Raw genomic sequence first — 15,946 nt, 5'->3', positions numbered from 1 at the left:
CCGTTTATATTGGCCCGCCCCTTTTCCACCCTCACGCTGCCGGGGACTTTCTGAACGTCAACCACCCCGGAGGCCCCAGCCCCGCATCTACCGATGATTCATCATTAATCAAAAAGAAACCTCTTTGATCGGTTTTATTTAGCGCATAGCAATCGCGCTAAATAGTTGCACTAAGAACAAAAAATCATTTCATCCCGGCCGCGCTTCGCCAGGCGCACAGGCAGGCCGTGACGAGGATGGGATGACACGTTTTTATCTCGTGCCGTTAATCAAAACAAAAGGTATAAAAATGTCTCTTATTATGAATCTGAACCTACAGCAGAGAAAACGATTACACCAGATAACCCTGGTTGCGACATTTGGCGGCCTGCTATTCGGTTATGACACCGGCGTTATTAATGGCGCATTTTCCTCTCTGAAACAATATATGGCCCTGACCCCGACTACAGAAGGTCTGGTCATGAGCGTATTGCTGATCGGCGCCGCGTTAGGCAGCGTATTCGGGGGAAAATTCGCGGATTTCTTTGGCAGAAGAAAGTACCTGCTCTTTTTATCCTTTATCTTTTTCATCGGCGCATTAATGTCCGCTCTGGCGCCGGATATCACCGTACTGCTTATTTCACGTTTCATCCTCGGCTATGCCGTGGGTGGCGCCTCGGTGACCGCCCCCACCTTTATTTCCGAAGTGGCGCCAACCGAAATGCGCGGTAAACTGACCGGCTTAAACGAAGTCGCCATTGTTATCGGGCAGCTCGCCGCATTTGCCATCAACGCCATTATTGGCATCCTCTGGGGCCATCTCCCCGACGTCTGGCGCTATATGCTGATGGTGCAGACCATTCCCGCCATCTGCCTGTTTATCGGTATGCTGCGATCGCCGGAAAGCCCGCGCTGGCTGATTAGTAAAAACCGTCATGAAGAAGCGCTGGAAATATTAAAACAAATCCGCCCTCTGGAACGCGCAACCAAAGAATTCAACGATATCACCACCTTAATTAAGGCCGAAGCGGACAAAAAGCTTCATTCGCAGAACGCCTTTGTCACCATTCTCCAGACGCCATGGATTTTCAAACTCCTGCTGGTGGGCGTCATTTGGGCGGCGCTGCAGCAGACCACCGGGGTCAACGTCATTATGTACTACGGTACTGAGATCCTCAGCAGCGCCGGATTCTCAGAAAGAACCTCCCTCATCTGCAACGTACTCAATGGCGTGTTCTCCGTCGGCGGCATGCTATTTGGCGTGCTGTACCTCGTCGATCGTTTTAAACGTAAAACCATCATTATTTATGGTTTCGCGATCATGGCTACCCTGCACCTTATCATTGCCGGCGTAGACTACACGCTGGTCGGCGACATCAAAGCCACGGCCATCTGGCTGCTCGGCGCGATGTTCGTTGGCGTTATGCAGGGAACGATGGGCTTTATCACCTGGGTGGTGCTGGCTGAGCTGTTCCCGCTCAAGTTCCGCGGACTGTCGATGGGCATATCGGTATTTTTCATGTGGGTGATGAACGCCATCGTCAGCTATTTGTTCCCATTATTGCAGGCCAAGCTCGGGTTAGGTCCGGTATTCCTGATTTTTGCCGCGATTAACTACCTGGCGATTGTTTTTGTCATCGCGGCGCTGCCTGAAACGTCCAATAAATCGCTGGAGCAGCTGGAAGAGGAGCTTTCAGCAAATAAATCTGCAGCGGGATTCAATACGGCCACCAAGGAAAACGGATTATGATCGATACTATTACGCAGGATAATCTCCATCTGTCGTGCCGGGCGAAAAATAAAGCAGAAGTCCTGGCCATGATTGGCGCTGAATTTAAATCTAAAGGCTATGTCAGTGAAGATTGCGTTACTTTTCTTGCTGAAAGAGAGCGTCAGGTCTCCACCTTTTTAGGCAATGGCATTACGCTGCCGCACCTGCCTAAATCAGCAACCAATATCATTGCTAAAACCGGGGTTGAAATTTATCAGTTCCCCGATGGCGTTATCTGGGACAGAAGTAATGTCATGTTCATTGCCATTGGCGTGATTGCCAAAGAAAGTGAGCATATTGATGTACTGAGAGAAGTTGCTTCTATTTTTAGTGATGAAATTATCGCCAAGGCGCTATCATTAATCTCCAGCAAGCAGGATTTCCTGCGGATCCTGCAACAAAACTGAGGGTGGAGGATATATTTGATACGAACAGAAATTGAGTGTCGTAGCCAACCCCAATGATTCATCACCGGTCAAAACGCTTAGTATATCCATGTAATCCCTGTAAAAAGCCTGCTCGCGAGCAGGCTTTTTTACTGACGTTGACCAAACCAAATACGCTTATCAGGGCCATCCCACCCAAAATCATCTTCCGCGCTGAACCGATATCAATATTCATATAATTTACCTTGGTGATGGTAACGGATTGGTATCTATAAAACGCGTACATTCATTGCCCAATATCAAGATTTATATAACAGGGATTAAAAATGAGTTCTCAGCAAATTTACTTATTTGGTATAACAACTTCCCATCTTGTCACACCTTTACCACGTCGTAGCGAATCGCTGAGGACGGTATATGGCTTTAACAGATTCATCGCGGGACGAAACGCCCCGGCAGGAACGCTCTGGCTCAGGGAGGATTTCGGGGCTAGCGCTGCTGGTTGCCAGCGCATTTTTTATGGAGTTTCTTGATGGAACGGTGATTGCTACTGCTCTGCCGGATATGGCAAAGGCGTTTGGCGTCACAGCGATAGACCTTAATATTGGTATCAGCGCCTATCTATTAACTCTGGCTGTGCTGATCCCGGCCAACGGCTGGGTTGCGGAGCGTTTTGGCGCACGAAACGTCTTTACTCTGGCACTGTGCATTTTTACGCTTTCATCCCTGCTATGCGGTCTGACCCATAATGTGACTGAGTTCGTTCTGATGCGTATCCTTCAGGGGATTGGCGGCGCGATGATGGTTCCTGTAGGACGTCTGGTCGTTCTGCGCACCACCCCGAAAGATCGGCTTATTAAGGCCATTGCCACGCTAACCTGGCCCGCGCTGGTGGCCCCCATCATTGGGCCGCCGCTTGGTGGATTTATTACCACCTACGCCAGCTGGCACTGGATCTTCTTTCTCAACGTCCCCCTGGGGCTGATCGCCATTGTACTATCATTGCAGATGATGCCAAACCAATCGGCTAACGAACGCAGACCGTTTGATTTTACAGGATTTGTCGCCACTGGCGTAACGATGCTGTGCCTGGTTGCAGGGCTGGAAATGCTCAGCCAACAAAACGTTAGCCTGATCGGGGCGGCAGTAACCATTACTGTTGGCTTCGCTACCCTGGTCTGGAGTATTCATCATCTTTTGACCAGTAAAACGCCGCTGATTGGCCTGTCATCGCTCTCAGTCCCCTCATTTCGCATCAGCATGCGCGGAGGATTTATCCTTCGTGCGACGATTAGCTCAGCCCCCTTTATGCTGCCTCTGATGTTTCAGGTTGGTTTCGGAATGAACGCGTTTGAAGCCGGCTCGATGGTACTGGCCGTTTTTGCAGGCAACCTGGCGATGAAACCCGCTACAACGCCGCTAATTCGCTATTTTGGCTTCCGTAAGCTGCTTATCGGTAACGGTGTCGCCTGCGTATTGACGCTGTTACTCTGCGCACTGCTAACGCCTGACTCGCCGCATCTGATAACGCTGGTGCTGTTGTTCCTCGGCGGATTAAGCCGTTCCATGCAGTTCACCGGTATCAGTTCACTGGCCTTCGCTGAAGTTCCGTCACAGGAGATGAGCTCAGCCAATACGCTGTTCAGTACTTCACTTCAGCTCGCCAGCGGACTGGGAGTGACAATGGGAGCGCTAAGTATTCGCATGGGCAGCATCCTCAGTGAGGATCTTGGTTACGCCACTGTTCCTGGAATGGGGTTTCGCCTGGGATTTGTCGTCATCGCGATTATCACTGCGCTCGGAGTGTATGATATGACGCGGCTTGCGCCGAATGCGGGTATCAACGTCTCACAGAAAAAATAGCTTAACGCCGGTCAGCCGATTGCTTTTCATTGCGTGCTCGCTCAACGACAGGATGCATTACAATCAGTTACCGGCTACCATTTAACTAAGATAAAACCGACTCATATGGCACGTCAGGGCAATCATAATAAATTCGTCTGCATTATTGAGGCTTAAACCGGTTAGCGTTTCGAACTTCTTAATCCGTTGATACAGCGTATTGACGTGATGCCCATCTCCTCTGCAGTATTCACTGCGGACTGCCTGTTTTTTAAAAAACAGATAATCGTCACCAACAATATACCAGGTTTGTTATTCTCTTCCAGCACAGGTGAAAACAGATCCAGGATAAAGTCTTTTAGTTCCTCAGGGGTATGTTTTATAAACAAGCGATCAATACCTGAATGACGAAAACTCATTACGCCACTTTTATTTCTGGTTTTAAGAACATCAAGCGCAGTATTAGCTTGTTTAATGCTGGTGATAACCTCCTGGCGTCGCAGAACTGAACTCACCCCCACTTTATAAAGCTTGTCCTGCTGATAGCGCGCGATTACTTTTTCCTCAAGAGCGAAAAGCTTTTGCTCATTCATATCAAATATGATTAACGTTATCACGTCAGCGTCAAAATAATGAAAAACGTTTTTCAATGCGAAGTCTCTGGTGAGAACGTTGATTGTCGACAAATAGTGTATTTCATCGCTGGTCACTTGTGGTGCTGTTAGCTTAATGCACAGTACTGATTTATGGAGAACGATGCCCCTGCGGGCAAATGATATTTCACTTTCTGCCGTCAATCCAATCACCATAATCTCAGCGATAAGATCCAGATTCTTTTTATTCTCCAGCGCAACAGAACCCGCCTGCTTGACGATCTCCATTATCACAAACTCTTTTAGTCTGGAGATAATCGATGATACATGTTCATTTAAGTCCGGGTTTCGCATGATAAAAAAGGCGAGCAAGCGCCCCTCATTTTCAAGAGGAAGCAGACAATAGTCTCTACCGCCCACAATGATTGTCGACACATTTTTTTCGCCAGCAGAGGCGCGCAAGTGACTCCACGTCAATGCACTAAGCGATTCACTTAAACTCTGGTTTCCCAGTACATCCAGATAGTTAAGATCCAAAGAGAGATGTGAAGCGATCGCCGCGATAAAATCGCCTAGTCTATTGTATTTAATAGACAATGAGACCATCAAATTATAAAAATCCACGCTCGCGTTCAGCAACGTGTTTTGCGCCTGCAGCTGATTGCGTAGGTCTTCAACGACTCGCAGACTTTCCGTGCGTTCATCATAGAGACGGGCATTGCGCCAGGCCAGCGCCACCTGCGATGAATAGGTTTCGAGTAGCGATTTTGCTAAAGAGTTAAATACAAACTGTCGGCTAAATGAAAGCATAGTCAATGTGCCATAGCATGCCGACTGATCGTATACCGGGACGCAAATAAGCGAAGTTGCCAGCGGGTTATCTTTAAGTATTTCATCACGCAAGGAAGAGCTTGCCGTAAAGCTGTGGTTAATTTCTTCCCGTGAGTTTAAGACCGCCGTCTGCATTGATTTAAACACTTTACCGGATATCGATTCATGCAGACCTACAATATAATCATAATAATTATTTTTAAATCCTGTCATTGCAACCGGAACCAGCCGGTCGCTTTTATCATCATAAATACGAAAGATTGCCGCATCGCTATATGCAATAGTCTTCAGCGCGCCGTCAATAACATGCTGCGTAACAACCTCATGCGAAAGACCGGAGGCGAGATGCCAGGTATTGTCGCTAATCTTCGTGAACATCGTATTTTGATAATTAATTACTTCAGTTAAAAGTAGTATTTTCACTTCACTGAGAAATACTCTGACATTTTCTTCACTTAGTAGCGCGTGTTCCGTCCGGATGGCAATACGCAATGATTCAATATGCAGGCAAATAATATTAATCACCATGCAATCACCATCCCTTTCACGAATTAATATGTACGATTCATTTTTATCTTCAAAACCGGACGTATCTCCCGCCATTAGCGAGTCGTAACGTAAATCGGAATGTTCAATATGCACATTCGACTGTGGAAAATACCGTACAGACACAACACTCAAGGATTTACGTAATGAGTCAGAATTATTATCAAATGTAGGATTGTACATAAAAATCATCTCTTGAGTGTATAGTTACACATAGATATTTATCATCACTTCTGTAAGGGTAGCAAGGACAAAATCACATCATCTCATGTCTTATGAGGGAACTTTATGCTCAGTGCTACATTCAAGAATAAAAACAATTTGATAATCCTGATATTGTTTCTGTGTTGGGTCGTAGGGTTTATCGATAAAGCCGCTATTAATATTGCGATCATTCCAATTTCTGCTGATTTTGGACTGGGAAGTGAACAAACCGGTATGGTCATCAGCGGTTTTTTCCTTGCCTATTCGCTCACCCAGCTTATTGGCGGCTACCTTGTTGACCGGATGGGCAGTAAAACCATCTTAACCGGTGCGGTTGCCCTGTGGTCCGTTGCCACCGCTATGGGCGGAATGGCAAGCAGCGTTTTCACGCTGGCAGTTACGCGTTTTTTTGTCGGAATGGGGGAAGCGGTTTTCCCTGCAGGAAGCTCCGTTGTCATCGCCCAAAGGTTTGAAAGAAGCAAAATGGCGCGCGCTAAATCATTTCTGCAATCTGGCGCATCGGTCGGGTTCGCCGTTGGCTCGGTGGTCGTATCTACGCTGATTACCTGGTACAACTGGCGAATCATGTTCTTTGTTTTGGGTATCGCTGGCCTGATTCTGGCTTTCTGCCTGTGGTACGTCCTGCGCTCCAGCGCCCCGGACACCGCTGGCGGTACGATGCCACAACCATCCGCAGCGCACGGTAGCATCCCAGAAAAGCAGCGTTTGTTGAATATTATTCGCCGCCCATTAACATGGCAAATCGCCGCCTGCTACTTCTTTACCAATATTGTATTCTGGGGTTTGCAGTCCTGGCTGCCATCCTATTGGGTGAAAGTCAAAGGGATGAGCATGGTATCCATGGGCGCATGGTCAATGCTGCCGCCGGCCCTGGGCTTTGCCTCATTTTTGTTTTGTGGATGGCTGCTCGACAGGTATTTTCAGGGTCGCGAAAAATACCTGATTGCGATGGGCTCTTCTGTCTCAGCGCTGTTCATCTGGCTGATGTTTAACGCCTCTTCCGTGCCGATTGCCTTTGCCTGGCTTTCGCTATCTAACATATTCCTTAACGCCATCAGCATCAGCGTGTTCGTTACCATCATCAAACAATTTCCAAAGGCCTCAGTAGGTACCGCAACGGGGTTTATTAACTCAATTGCGCAGATAGGCTCCTTCTTATCGCCGCTTATGATCGGATACTTACTGAAGCTGACCCAACAAAACTACGCCACCGCTTTCCTGTCGATCATTGCCTGCGCGGTCATCACCTGCCTGATCGCACTGTCCATTACTCATTCTACTGGCGCGGCTCAGGCCGAAGCGACATCGAATGTATCCCAATAAAAGAGAGAAACGATGAACTACTTATCGATTATTGAACGTACGATTGAACAACAACGTGAACGTATTACCGCCGTTAGCGACAAGATCTGGGAATTTGCCGAAGTGCGCTATGAAGAAGCGCAGTCTGCTGAACTGATGGCGCAAGCGCTTGAAGACAATGGCTTTCAGGTCACCCGAAAGGCTGGCGGCATCGATACGGCGTTTGTCGCCAGCTACGGCAGCGGCGAACCGGTCATTGCTTTTCTCGGCGAATATGACGCCCTGCCCTCATTAAGCCAGCAGGCCAATTGCGATATTGTTTCTCCCGTCGTCGCTGCGGGAAACGGCCACGGCTGCGGGCATAACCTTCTTGGCGCAGGTGCGCTGGCAGCTGCGCTAGCGACCAAAGCCTGTATGCAAGAACTCGGCCTGGCGGGAACGGTGAAATACTTTGGCTGCCCGGCTGAAGAAGGCGGCGGCGGCAAGGCCTATATGGCGCGTGCCGGGCTGTTTGACGGTGTTGACGTCGCGTTCACCTGGCACCCGTGGGACGAGAATCTGGCCTACAACGCCAGAATGCTTGCGACTAACCAGGTGAAATATCTGTTTAAAGGCAAAAGCACCCACGCAGCATTCAGTCCGCACATGGGCCGCAGCGCGCTTGACGGCGTTGAGCTGATGAACGTTGGGGCCAATTTCCTGCGTGAACATATTATTCCTGAAGCGCGGCTCCACTACGCCATCACCAACGCGGGTGGCAACGCGCCAAACGTGGTGCAGTCTGAGGCCCATGTGCTGTACAAAGTACGCTCACCCAAAATGCAGGAAGTTCGAGAAATCACTCAGCGCGTTGACGATGTCGCTCGCGGCGCGGCGCTGATGACCGGAACGGAAGTCACCATTGAATTTGATGCGGCCTCGGCCGATCTTATCCCTAACGTCACCCTCGCCAGCGTAATGAACGAAGAGTTGCTCAAAACTGGCCCGGTCACCTTTAGCCCTGAAGAAAAAGCCTTCGCCCAGGCGATACAAGAGACCTTTTCTGAGGAAGAAAAGCGCAAAGTCGCCAAAAGGGGCCGCACGCTATCCGAAGACATCACGCCGTTTCGCCAGGAACCTGATTTCCTCAATGGCTCAACGGACGTTGGTGACGTGAGCTGGCTGCTGCCTGTCGGCCAGGTTTATATCACCACCTGCGCCTGGGGCACACCACCACACTCATGGCAGATGGTTACCCAGGGAAAAACCTCCTACGCCCACAAGGGGCTGCTGCTGGCTGGTCGTGTGATGGCCGCCTCGGCAATTCGCGTTCTCACCACCCCAGCGATCATTTCACAAGCGAAGGAAGAACACCTTGAGCAAAGAGACCACGAAGAGTACCGCTCGCTAATTCCTCAAGACGCAAGGCCACGCTCACTAAACAGATAACTAATGCAAAGGCGGTGCCATACCGCCTTTATTCTAAAATGATGAGGCGCTAAAAATGAAAATGTATAAAAACACACTGCTTGCGGTGGTTATTCTTACGTCCGCAGCAGCCCCTGCGGAAGAAATATATAATAAGGATGGCAATAAATTAGACCTATATGGTAGCATTCGTGCTCGCCACTATTTTAGCGATGATACAACCATTGATGGCGATAATACCTATTTCAGATTAGGTATTAAGGGCATGACTAAAATTAATGACGAGCTCACCGGCTTTGGTCAATGGGAATATAATATTCAGGGAAATCGCGCGGAATCTGACGGTTCAGACGGTACCAAAACCCGCTATGCTTATGCCGGGTTAAAATACGCTGACCTGGGTTCCATCGACTATGGAAGAAATTCCGGCGTGCTCTATGACGTCGCCAGCATAACCGACTATGCGCCAATCTTTGACATCATGACCGATAGCTATACCGATGGCTTTCTTACGGGCAGAGCCAACGGGCTGTTAACCTGGCGCAACACCAACTTCTTCGGCCTGAACGATAACCTTAAATTCGCTCTGCAATATCAGGGAAAGAACGGATCCGGGAGTAACAATAGCAGCCGTTCAGTCTATGGTTCTAACGGTGATGGCGCAGGCGCATCGGTTAGCTACGATTTCGACTGGGGCGGCTCTCTGCTGGCCGCTTACGGCAACTCACGACGCACGGCGGAGCAGGAGGCTTTGGCCTACGGTGGTGGTAAGCACGCGGAAATGTGGGCTACCGGTTTTAAATACGATTCTGGCAGTCTTTATGCGGCGGTAAAATATTCTCAAGGATATAATATTACGCCTATCAAAAATTATGGCTATGCGAATAAAAGTGAAAACTTCGAAGTTTATACCCGCTATGTTTTTGATAACGGCATTATTCCCGGCATTGGTTGGTTCCAGTCGCGAGGAAAAGATATCGAGAATAGCGGTGATATCTATTTAATGAAATATCTCGATATTAACCTGTCCTGGTTCCTGAACAAGAATTTCTTTACCTATGTCGATTACAAAATAAATCAGCTGGATAAAAATACGCCTTTCAGTGTTTCGACCGACGACACTTTTGGCGTTGGCATGACCTGGCAGTTTTAATATCCAGCCGCCACGCAAGCAGGTCCGGTCAACGAGCCCAGACCTGTTTCTGGTTTTTAATGTGCAAGGTCTTCTGCGCCATAATCCCCGACAGGGGATGCGGTTGATAGCACGCTTCCAGATAATAATCCAGAGAAGAGGATTTTTTAAGGATCCTCCAGCAGAATCACTAAGCACGGCTATCTCCCGATAGTCGCCCGAAAAAAGCCTGCTTGCGCGCAGGCTTTTTGCTTATTCAGGATGGACGTAGCGATTAGCTGCCTTTGTAGGTGGAGTAACCATACTGGCTGAGCAGCAGTGGAATATGCAGCTTTTCATTGGTGCGCGTGACGGTGAAGAGAACCGGGATCTCCGGGAAAAACGAGGCCAGTTTCTGTTTGCTGAAGTCATCGCCGGTTTTGAAGGTCACTTTATAAATCCCCGGCTGCATATCCCCTTCAGCTGGATAGAGCGATTTAATACGACCATCGTTGTCGGTGACGCCGGTGGCCAGCGCTGTCCATTTATTCGCCTGCTGTTTTTCAAGAGTAACCGTCACGCCCGATGAAGGCAGACCCGTCTGCTGATTGAGAATATGCACGCTGAGCGTCCCGACGGGGGCGCTAAATGCGGCTGGAGCCACAGACATAGCAGATAACAAAATCAGACTGGATAATTTTTTCACGATGTTTTCCCGTTGTGAATAATAACGTTCAAACGTTAGCACCTGGGCTGCTAAAATATATTCAACTTTTTGTGATAATCACCTTAACGGAAGCAGGACGAGGAAAATAGCGAGCAGGGCAACAGCCCATTCGAAGTGATAGAATTATCTGAATATAAGGTGCATCCATGGGGCGTGAATAAAGGCCCGCGCGCTTGCGCTATACTTATTTTCTTCCGCGTTCACAAAAGGAATTCACATGAAGATATGGCCAGTTCTGACGGGTGTGGCTATCGCCCTGACGCTTGTCGCCTGTAAATCCCCCACTCCGCCCAAGGGGGTCCAGCCGATAAATAACTTTGACGCAAGCCGTTATCTGGGGAAATGGTATGAGGTTGCCCGGCTCGAAAATCGTTTTGAACGCGGCCTTGAGCGGGTTACCGCAACGTATGGTCAGCGCAGCGATGGCGGCATCAGCGTGGTTAACCGCGGTTACGATCCGCAGAAACAGAAATGGAGCGAGAGCGAAGGTAAAGCGTATTTTACCGCGGCGCCGACCACCGCCGCGCTGAAAGTCTCCTTCTTTGGCCCGTTTTACGGCGGCTACAACGTGATCGCCCTGGATAGCCAGTATCAGTATGCGCTGGTCAGCGGTCCCGATCGCGGCTATCTGTGGATCCTGTCGCGCACGCCGGCCATCCCGGAATCCATCAAGCAGGAGTATCTGCGCATCGCGCGGGATCTCGGCTTCCCGGTAGAAAAATTAGTCTGGGTGAACCACGGGTAACAGGCTGAATCCACACTATCTTCAGCGAACCAACGAGCTGAAGATAGTGTGGCGATAAGGCCGGAAGACGATAAATAATTAGTGCGATGACGGCTGGCTGGAGTCGGCCGTCTCTTCTGCGGTTTTAGCGGGAGCGATACTCTCTTTAATCTCTTTGGTTTTATTCGCCGCATCGTTGGCCAGGTTATTGGCATCAACAATCGCGCTGTCTTTAATTTTTCCCGCTTCCTGCACGATTTGGTCGCTTTTCTGCCGGGCATCCTGCTTCACGGCATCAGCCTGGGCCTGGGCTTGCTGAGCAATAGCTTCCGCTTTTTTATCCGCTTCCGCCTTGATGCTGGAGGCCTGGCTGCTGAGATTGTTCGCCTCATCCGCCGCCTGTTTTTTTATCGCATCAATGTGTTTATCCGCTTCATCCTTAATTGCTTCGGCTTTATCGGACGCCGCCTCTTTAATTTGCTGCGCGTTATCTTTTGCTTTATCCAGATTTGCATCAACTTTTGATGAATCATCACAGCCGGCGAGAATTAAGCAAACGGCAGAAGCGATCAGCGTTTTACTCCAGAGTTTCATAGTCATTCCTTTATTTATTAATATCAGCGTATCGGGGAAGTCATCGCCGCAGGGTTGCCAGGATAATTCTCATAACAATGATGTCATGAAATTATTTAGCCCCAATACTTAGCCCTGCATCCCTTTATTTATAATCGCTAACCAGGCAGAGTCAAGTTCCTGCGCCACTCCCCCGGCGAGGGCTGACGTAAAAAACCCGGGCGGCTGCCCGGGTTGGTCACTGAAAAAAGAGTTTAGGCGGTGACGGCTGATTTTGTCAGCGTTGGGCCGGCTAACGCCAGCCGCGCGCCGGCATCGGTATCGGTATATTGCTTAAAGTTATCCATAAACAGTTGCGCCAGACTCTCGGCCTTCTCCTGCCATTTGTCGGCAGAAGGCCAGCCGCTACGCGGGTCAAGCAGCGCGCTGTCCACGCCAGGCACGCTTTGCGGGATAGCGAGACCGAATACCGGTACCGTTTCTTCGCGAAGCTCGCCGGTGGTCCCGTTTAAAATCGCGCTGATGATATTGCGCGTGTCGCGCAGCGAAAGGCGCTTGCCTTCGCCGTTCCAGCCGGTGTTAACCAGCCAGGCCTCGGCGCCGGCCTCCGCCATTTTGGCCGCCAGAACGCTGGCGTACTGCGTCGGGTGCAGCAGCAGGAACGCAGCGCCGTAGCAGGCAGAGAACGTTGGCGTGGGCTGAGTAATGCCGCGTTCGGTACCGGCCAGCTTCGAGGTAAAGCCAGACAGGAAGTGATACTGCATCTGCTCGGTCGTCAGACGGGATACCGGCGGCAGGACGCCAAAGGCATCGGCGGCAAGGAAAATCACCTTCGACGGATGGCCCGCACGCGACACCGGTTTCACGATGTTTTCAATATGCGATAGCGGATAAGAGACGCGGGTATTTTCGGTCTTGCTGCCATCGGCGTAATCCACGCTGCCATCGGCTCTGACCACCACGTTTTCCAGCAGCGCGTTACGACGAATCGCGCGATAGATTTCCGGCTCGGCCTGCGGGTCAAGATTAATCGTCTTGGCATAGCAGCCGCCTTCGAAGTTGAACACGCCGTCACCATCCCAGCCGTGCTCGTCATCGCCGATCAGCTGACGCAGCGGATCGGTGGAAAGCGTGGTCTTACCGGTGCCGGAAAGACCGAAGAACAGGGCCACGTCCCCCGCTTCACCGCGGTTCGCCGAGCAGTGCATCGAGGCGATGCCCTGCTGCGGGAGCAGGTAGTTCATCACCGAGAAGAGGCCTTTTTTCATCTCGCCGCCGTACCAGGTGCCGCCGATAAGCTGAATTTTTTCGCTCAGGTTAAACGCGACAAAGTTCTCGGAGTTGAGCCCCTGCTCCTGCCATTTATCGTTGGTGCAGCCCGCGCCGTTGAGGACGACGAAGTCCGGCGTAAATTCAGCCAGCTCCTCTGCGCTCGGCGCAATAAACATGTTTTTGACAAAGTGCGCCTGCCAGGCCACTTCGGTGACGAAGCGGACGCCCAGGCGCGTTGCCGGGCTGGCGCCGCACCACGCATCAACGACATATAATTTCTTGCCGCTCAGCTGTCCGGCGACCAGCGCCTTCAGATCTGCCCATATCTCGGTGGATAGCGGCTTATTGTCGTTGCGGCCAAGGCCGGAATCGGCCCACCAGACGGTGTCACGCGTCAGATCGTCCCTGACAATATATTTGTCGCGCGGCGAGCGCCCGGTAAAGATCCCGGTATCCACGGCAACGGCCCCGGACTCGGTCATGACGCCGCGCGCCGCGCCGGTTAATTCCGGGCTGGTTTCATGCGCAATCAGCAAGTCGTAATCGGGGTTATAAAACAGCTCGCTGCTCTCCTGAATACCGAGCGAAAGAAGAGCGTCTTTTACTGATTCAATACGTGACATGGCACTCCTGACAAACTATTGGCTGGATAAGATGCTATTAGGGTATTTCAACCTGTCAGCTAAGCAGATGGATTTATTTTAATAAAAAAACCATCGTGAAATTAAATAAACAGGATGAACAGACCAGAGCCGGCGATGTAAAATCGTGCTCGTGTAGGGTGTCGCCTGAACTTTAGAAATATCGTTTGCACGAATAAGTCATAAGCTAACTCTGCAAAAAATGTTAACACCTGTAGATAATTATGTTAATTGCATAGTTTCTATGCATCATGCTAAAATTGCATAGCTATTATTGCAGGGCAGAGGAACGGATCGGTGCTGGCGAATCTTGAAGTAAAATGGCTTTACGATGTGATTGCCCTTGAGGAATCCAGAAGCTTTACCCTGGCGGCAAAAAGCCGCAATATTTCCCAGTCCTCCTTCAGCCGCCGCATCCAGGCGCTCGAGGCGTCGCTGGGCTTCAGCATCTTCGACCGTTCGGCAAACCCGCTGCAGCTGACCAACCGCGGGAAGATTTTTGTCGGCTATGCGCGAAATATGCTCGACGACATGGACTTCCAGATTAGCCGAATTAAAGGGCTGAACAACACCACCCAGAAAATAAGAATCGACGCGGCGCCGTCGCTTTCCGTTTTATTACTTCCGGAAATCATCGCCGGTTATACCGACCGAAAGAATAAAACTTTTCATGTTGAATCGATTAACGTCAACGATGCAGTGTTCAACCTGAAAGAAGGCAAAAGTGATTTTATCCTGTCGTTTTATAATGAAGAGCTGATGAACTATCCGTTTATCAATCACAAAATTTTTGACTCGGCGCTGCACCTCGTTTCTCCCTGCGATAAACACGGCAGGCCGCTTTTTCATTTACACCGCGGGGTGCTGCCGCTGATGAAATACGCCAACGACAGCTATATGGGGCGCCAGGTGAATCAGGTGATCGACCGCAAGCCGGAGATCACCTTCTCGCTGACCTTTGTCTCCTCGATGAGCGAGCTATTAAAACGCATGATCCTCAACGGCGACGGCGTGGGCTGGCTGCCTCAGTACTCTATCAAGCGCGAGCTTGAGGAGGGCCGCCTGACGATTATGGATGAGAGCCTGTCGCTGCCGATCGGCGCCTATATTTACCGCTCCGGCGCGCGGCTCAACCAGTCAGCCGAGCGCTTCTGGCAGCATATTAAGTCTATGAATACCGTGACCGCATAACTCGCATGGCGGCGGGAAATTCGCTATCATCCGCATCCACTCCCTCTCCGTGCAGCCTGATGTCTACGATTATCGATACCTTTATCGCCCCGCCGTGCCACGCTGAAATCGACATCCTCTACGAGGATGACCATCTGCTGCTGATCGATAAACCCTCGGGCCTGCTGAGTCTGTCGGGGAAAAATCCGCGTAATCTCGACTCGGTGCATTATCGGCTGGTACAGCGGTTTCCCGGCTGCACTCTGGCGCATCGTCTTGATTTCGGCACCTCCGGACTGATGGTGATTGCGCGCAACAAGGCCATCAACGCCGCGCTCTGCCAGCAGTTCAGCCAGCGTGCGGTGAGCAAAGTCTACAGCGCGCTGCTGTGCGGGCATCTGGCGGATGATGAAGGAACCGTTGACGCTCCGATAGCCAAAGATCCGGCGCTGTTTCCGCTGATGACGATTTGCCCGCGCCGCGGCAAGCCTGCCCGCTCCGGCTATCGGGTGGTTGAGCGCCTGCGCTATCAAGGTAGCGTGCCGGTGACGCGGGTCCAGCTGACGCCGGAAACCGGCCGCACCCATCAGCTGCGTATCCACTGCCAGTGGCTTGGCCACCCTATTCTGGGCTGCGGTCTGTTGCTTCCGGGAACAGAACAGGCGCCGCGTCTGATGCTGCACGCCGGCGAACTGCATTTCGTGCATCCGGTTAGCGGAGAGCGGATCGATGCGATAAGCCCCAGCGGGTTTTAACTCTCCCGCTCACCAGCCCTTTTACCGAATCTCTCCCGCACGCTGATTGACGTCGACGCTTTAATTCGAATCGCGGCATTGCAAATGCAAA

The 15,946-nt window shown here is 50.7% G+C and carries 14 protein-coding genes and 1 pseudogene; 9 read left to right on the top strand and 6 right to left on the bottom strand.

The window, feature by feature from the left end:
- The first annotated feature begins 241 nt into the window (after positions 1-241).
- Together MKleb_RS10590 and MKleb_RS10585 are read left to right on the top strand one after the other, a co-directional pair.
- Positions 242-1,751 (top strand): annotated as a pseudogene (locus tag MKleb_RS10590) (sugar porter family MFS transporter).
- On the top strand, positions 1,726-2,157 hold the full coding sequence (locus MKleb_RS10585; RefSeq protein WP_025108434.1) for a PTS sugar transporter subunit IIA: 432 nt from the start codon (positions 1,726-1,728) through the stop codon (positions 2,155-2,157). Before MKleb_RS10590 ends, MKleb_RS10585 begins: the two are co-directional and overlap by 26 nt.
- 61 nt (positions 2,158-2,218) lie before the next feature.
- On the opposite strand, the gene MKleb_RS10580 is transcribed toward MKleb_RS10585, so the two are convergent.
- On the bottom strand, positions 2,219-2,371 hold the full coding sequence (locus MKleb_RS10580) for a hypothetical protein (RefSeq protein WP_157835624.1): 153 nt from the start codon (positions 2,369-2,371) through the stop codon (positions 2,219-2,221).
- Positions 2,372-2,553: 182 nt separating this feature from the next.
- On the opposite strand from MKleb_RS10580, the gene MKleb_RS10575 reads away from it, so the two are divergent.
- Positions 2,554-3,999 (top strand): MFS transporter, encoded by a 1,446-nt coding sequence (locus MKleb_RS10575; protein ID WP_025108433.1) that lies wholly within the window; start codon positions 2,554-2,556, stop codon positions 3,997-3,999.
- 81 nt (positions 4,000-4,080) lie between these two features.
- On the opposite strand, the gene MKleb_RS30300 is transcribed toward MKleb_RS10575, so the two are convergent.
- Together MKleb_RS30300 and MKleb_RS29900 are read right to left on the bottom strand one after the other, a co-directional pair.
- Positions 4,081-4,182, bottom strand: a complete 102-nt coding sequence (locus MKleb_RS30300; protein WP_416381398.1) for a hypothetical protein — start codon at positions 4,180-4,182, stop codon at positions 4,081-4,083.
- Positions 4,161-6,131: a GAF domain-containing protein gene (locus tag MKleb_RS29900; RefSeq protein WP_228740788.1), complete on the bottom strand. Its 1,971-nt coding sequence runs from the start codon at positions 6,129-6,131 to the stop codon at positions 4,161-4,163. Before MKleb_RS29900 ends, MKleb_RS30300 begins: the two co-directional genes overlap by 22 nt.
- 105 nt (positions 6,132-6,236) lie before the next feature.
- On the opposite strand from MKleb_RS29900, the gene MKleb_RS10565 reads away from it, so the two are divergent.
- From MKleb_RS10565 to MKleb_RS10555, 3 genes are read left to right on the top strand one after another with little or no spacing between them, the layout of a single operon-like run.
- Positions 6,237-7,496, top strand: a complete 1,260-nt coding sequence (locus MKleb_RS10565) for an MFS transporter (RefSeq protein ID WP_025108431.1) — start codon at positions 6,237-6,239, stop codon at positions 7,494-7,496.
- A gap of 12 nt (positions 7,497-7,508) precedes the next feature.
- Entirely contained in the window at positions 7,509-8,903 is a 1,395-nt protein-coding gene (locus tag MKleb_RS10560) for a M20 family metallopeptidase (protein WP_217076643.1), read from the top strand.
- Between the two features lie 55 nt (positions 8,904-8,958).
- The gene (locus tag MKleb_RS10555) at positions 8,959-10,035 is read left to right on the top strand and encodes a porin (RefSeq protein WP_217076642.1); all 1,077 of its coding nucleotides are present in this window, start codon (positions 8,959-8,961) and stop codon (positions 10,033-10,035) included.
- A 253-nt stretch (positions 10,036-10,288) separates the two neighbouring features.
- Here the strand turns inward: MKleb_RS10555 and uraH are convergent, their stop codons facing one another.
- Entirely contained in the window at positions 10,289-10,663 is a 375-nt protein-coding gene (uraH, locus tag MKleb_RS10550; RefSeq protein WP_029946983.1) for a hydroxyisourate hydrolase, read from the bottom strand.
- A 274-nt stretch (positions 10,664-10,937) separates the two neighbouring features.
- Here uraH and MKleb_RS10545 point away from each other — a divergent pair, with 274 nt between their 5' ends.
- Positions 10,938-11,465, top strand: coding sequence for a lipocalin family protein (locus MKleb_RS10545; RefSeq protein ID WP_025108428.1), 528 nt, complete (start codon positions 10,938-10,940; stop codon positions 11,463-11,465).
- Positions 11,466-11,543: 78 nt separating this feature from the next.
- Here MKleb_RS10545 and MKleb_RS10540 read toward each other — a convergent pair whose 3' ends face one another.
- Positions 11,544-12,038, bottom strand: a complete 495-nt coding sequence (locus MKleb_RS10540; RefSeq protein ID WP_025108427.1) for a hypothetical protein — start codon at positions 12,036-12,038, stop codon at positions 11,544-11,546.
- Positions 12,039-12,271: 233 nt separating this feature from the next.
- Entirely contained in the window at positions 12,272-13,912 is a 1,641-nt protein-coding gene (gene pckA / locus MKleb_RS10535) for a phosphoenolpyruvate carboxykinase (ATP) (protein ID WP_025108426.1), read from the bottom strand.
- Between the two features lie 315 nt (positions 13,913-14,227).
- Between pckA and MKleb_RS10530 the strand changes: the two genes are divergently transcribed.
- Together MKleb_RS10530 and MKleb_RS10525 are read left to right on the top strand one after the other, a co-directional pair.
- Positions 14,228-15,121 (top strand): LysR substrate-binding domain-containing protein, encoded by an 894-nt coding sequence (locus tag MKleb_RS10530; RefSeq protein ID WP_004851947.1) that lies wholly within the window; start codon positions 14,228-14,230, stop codon positions 15,119-15,121.
- A gap of 59 nt (positions 15,122-15,180) precedes the next feature.
- The gene (locus tag MKleb_RS10525; RefSeq protein ID WP_217076641.1) at positions 15,181-15,855 is read left to right on the top strand and encodes an RluA family pseudouridine synthase; all 675 of its coding nucleotides are present in this window, start codon (positions 15,181-15,183) and stop codon (positions 15,853-15,855) included.
- The last annotated feature ends 91 nt before the right edge of the window (positions 15,856-15,946 follow it).

Origin of the sequence: Klebsiella sp. PL-2018 (assembly GCF_019048985.1) — a bacterium.
GTDB lineage: Bacteria > Pseudomonadota > Gammaproteobacteria > Enterobacterales > Enterobacteriaceae > Klebsiella > Klebsiella michiganensis.
This window is presented reverse-complemented; position numbering and strand designations above follow the sequence as displayed.

What these genes read in the sequence shown, in the direction of transcription:
- MKleb_RS10555 (WP_217076642.1), top strand. Translation starts at nt 8,959, where the DNA reads ATGAAAATGTATAAAAACACACTGCTTGCGGTGGTTATTCTTACGTCC.
- MKleb_RS10575 (WP_025108433.1), top strand. Translation starts at nt 2,554, where the DNA reads ATGGCTTTAACAGATTCATCGCGGGACGAAACGCCCCGGCAGGAACGC.
- MKleb_RS29900 (WP_228740788.1), bottom strand. Translation starts at nt 6,131, where the DNA reads ATGTACAATCCTACATTTGATAATAATTCTGACTCATTACGTAAATCC.
- MKleb_RS10580 (WP_157835624.1), bottom strand. Translation starts at nt 2,371, where the DNA reads ATGAATATTGATATCGGTTCAGCGCGGAAGATGATTTTGGGTGGGATG.
- MKleb_RS10565 (WP_025108431.1), top strand. Translation starts at nt 6,237, where the DNA reads ATGCTCAGTGCTACATTCAAGAATAAAAACAATTTGATAATCCTGATA.
- MKleb_RS10545 (WP_025108428.1), top strand. Translation starts at nt 10,938, where the DNA reads ATGAAGATATGGCCAGTTCTGACGGGTGTGGCTATCGCCCTGACGCTT.
- uraH (WP_029946983.1), bottom strand. Translation starts at nt 10,663, where the DNA reads ATGTCTGTGGCTCCAGCCGCATTTAGCGCCCCCGTCGGGACGCTCAGC.
- pckA (WP_025108426.1), bottom strand. Translation starts at nt 13,912, where the DNA reads ATGTCACGTATTGAATCAGTAAAAGACGCTCTTCTTTCGCTCGGTATT.
- MKleb_RS10585 (WP_025108434.1), top strand. Translation starts at nt 1,726, where the DNA reads ATGATCGATACTATTACGCAGGATAATCTCCATCTGTCGTGCCGGGCG.
- MKleb_RS10540 (WP_025108427.1), bottom strand. Translation starts at nt 12,038, where the DNA reads ATGAAACTCTGGAGTAAAACGCTGATCGCTTCTGCCGTTTGCTTAATT.
- MKleb_RS10560 (WP_217076643.1), top strand. Translation starts at nt 7,509, where the DNA reads ATGAACTACTTATCGATTATTGAACGTACGATTGAACAACAACGTGAA.
- MKleb_RS10525 (WP_217076641.1), top strand. Translation starts at nt 15,181, where the DNA reads ATGTCTACGATTATCGATACCTTTATCGCCCCGCCGTGCCACGCTGAA.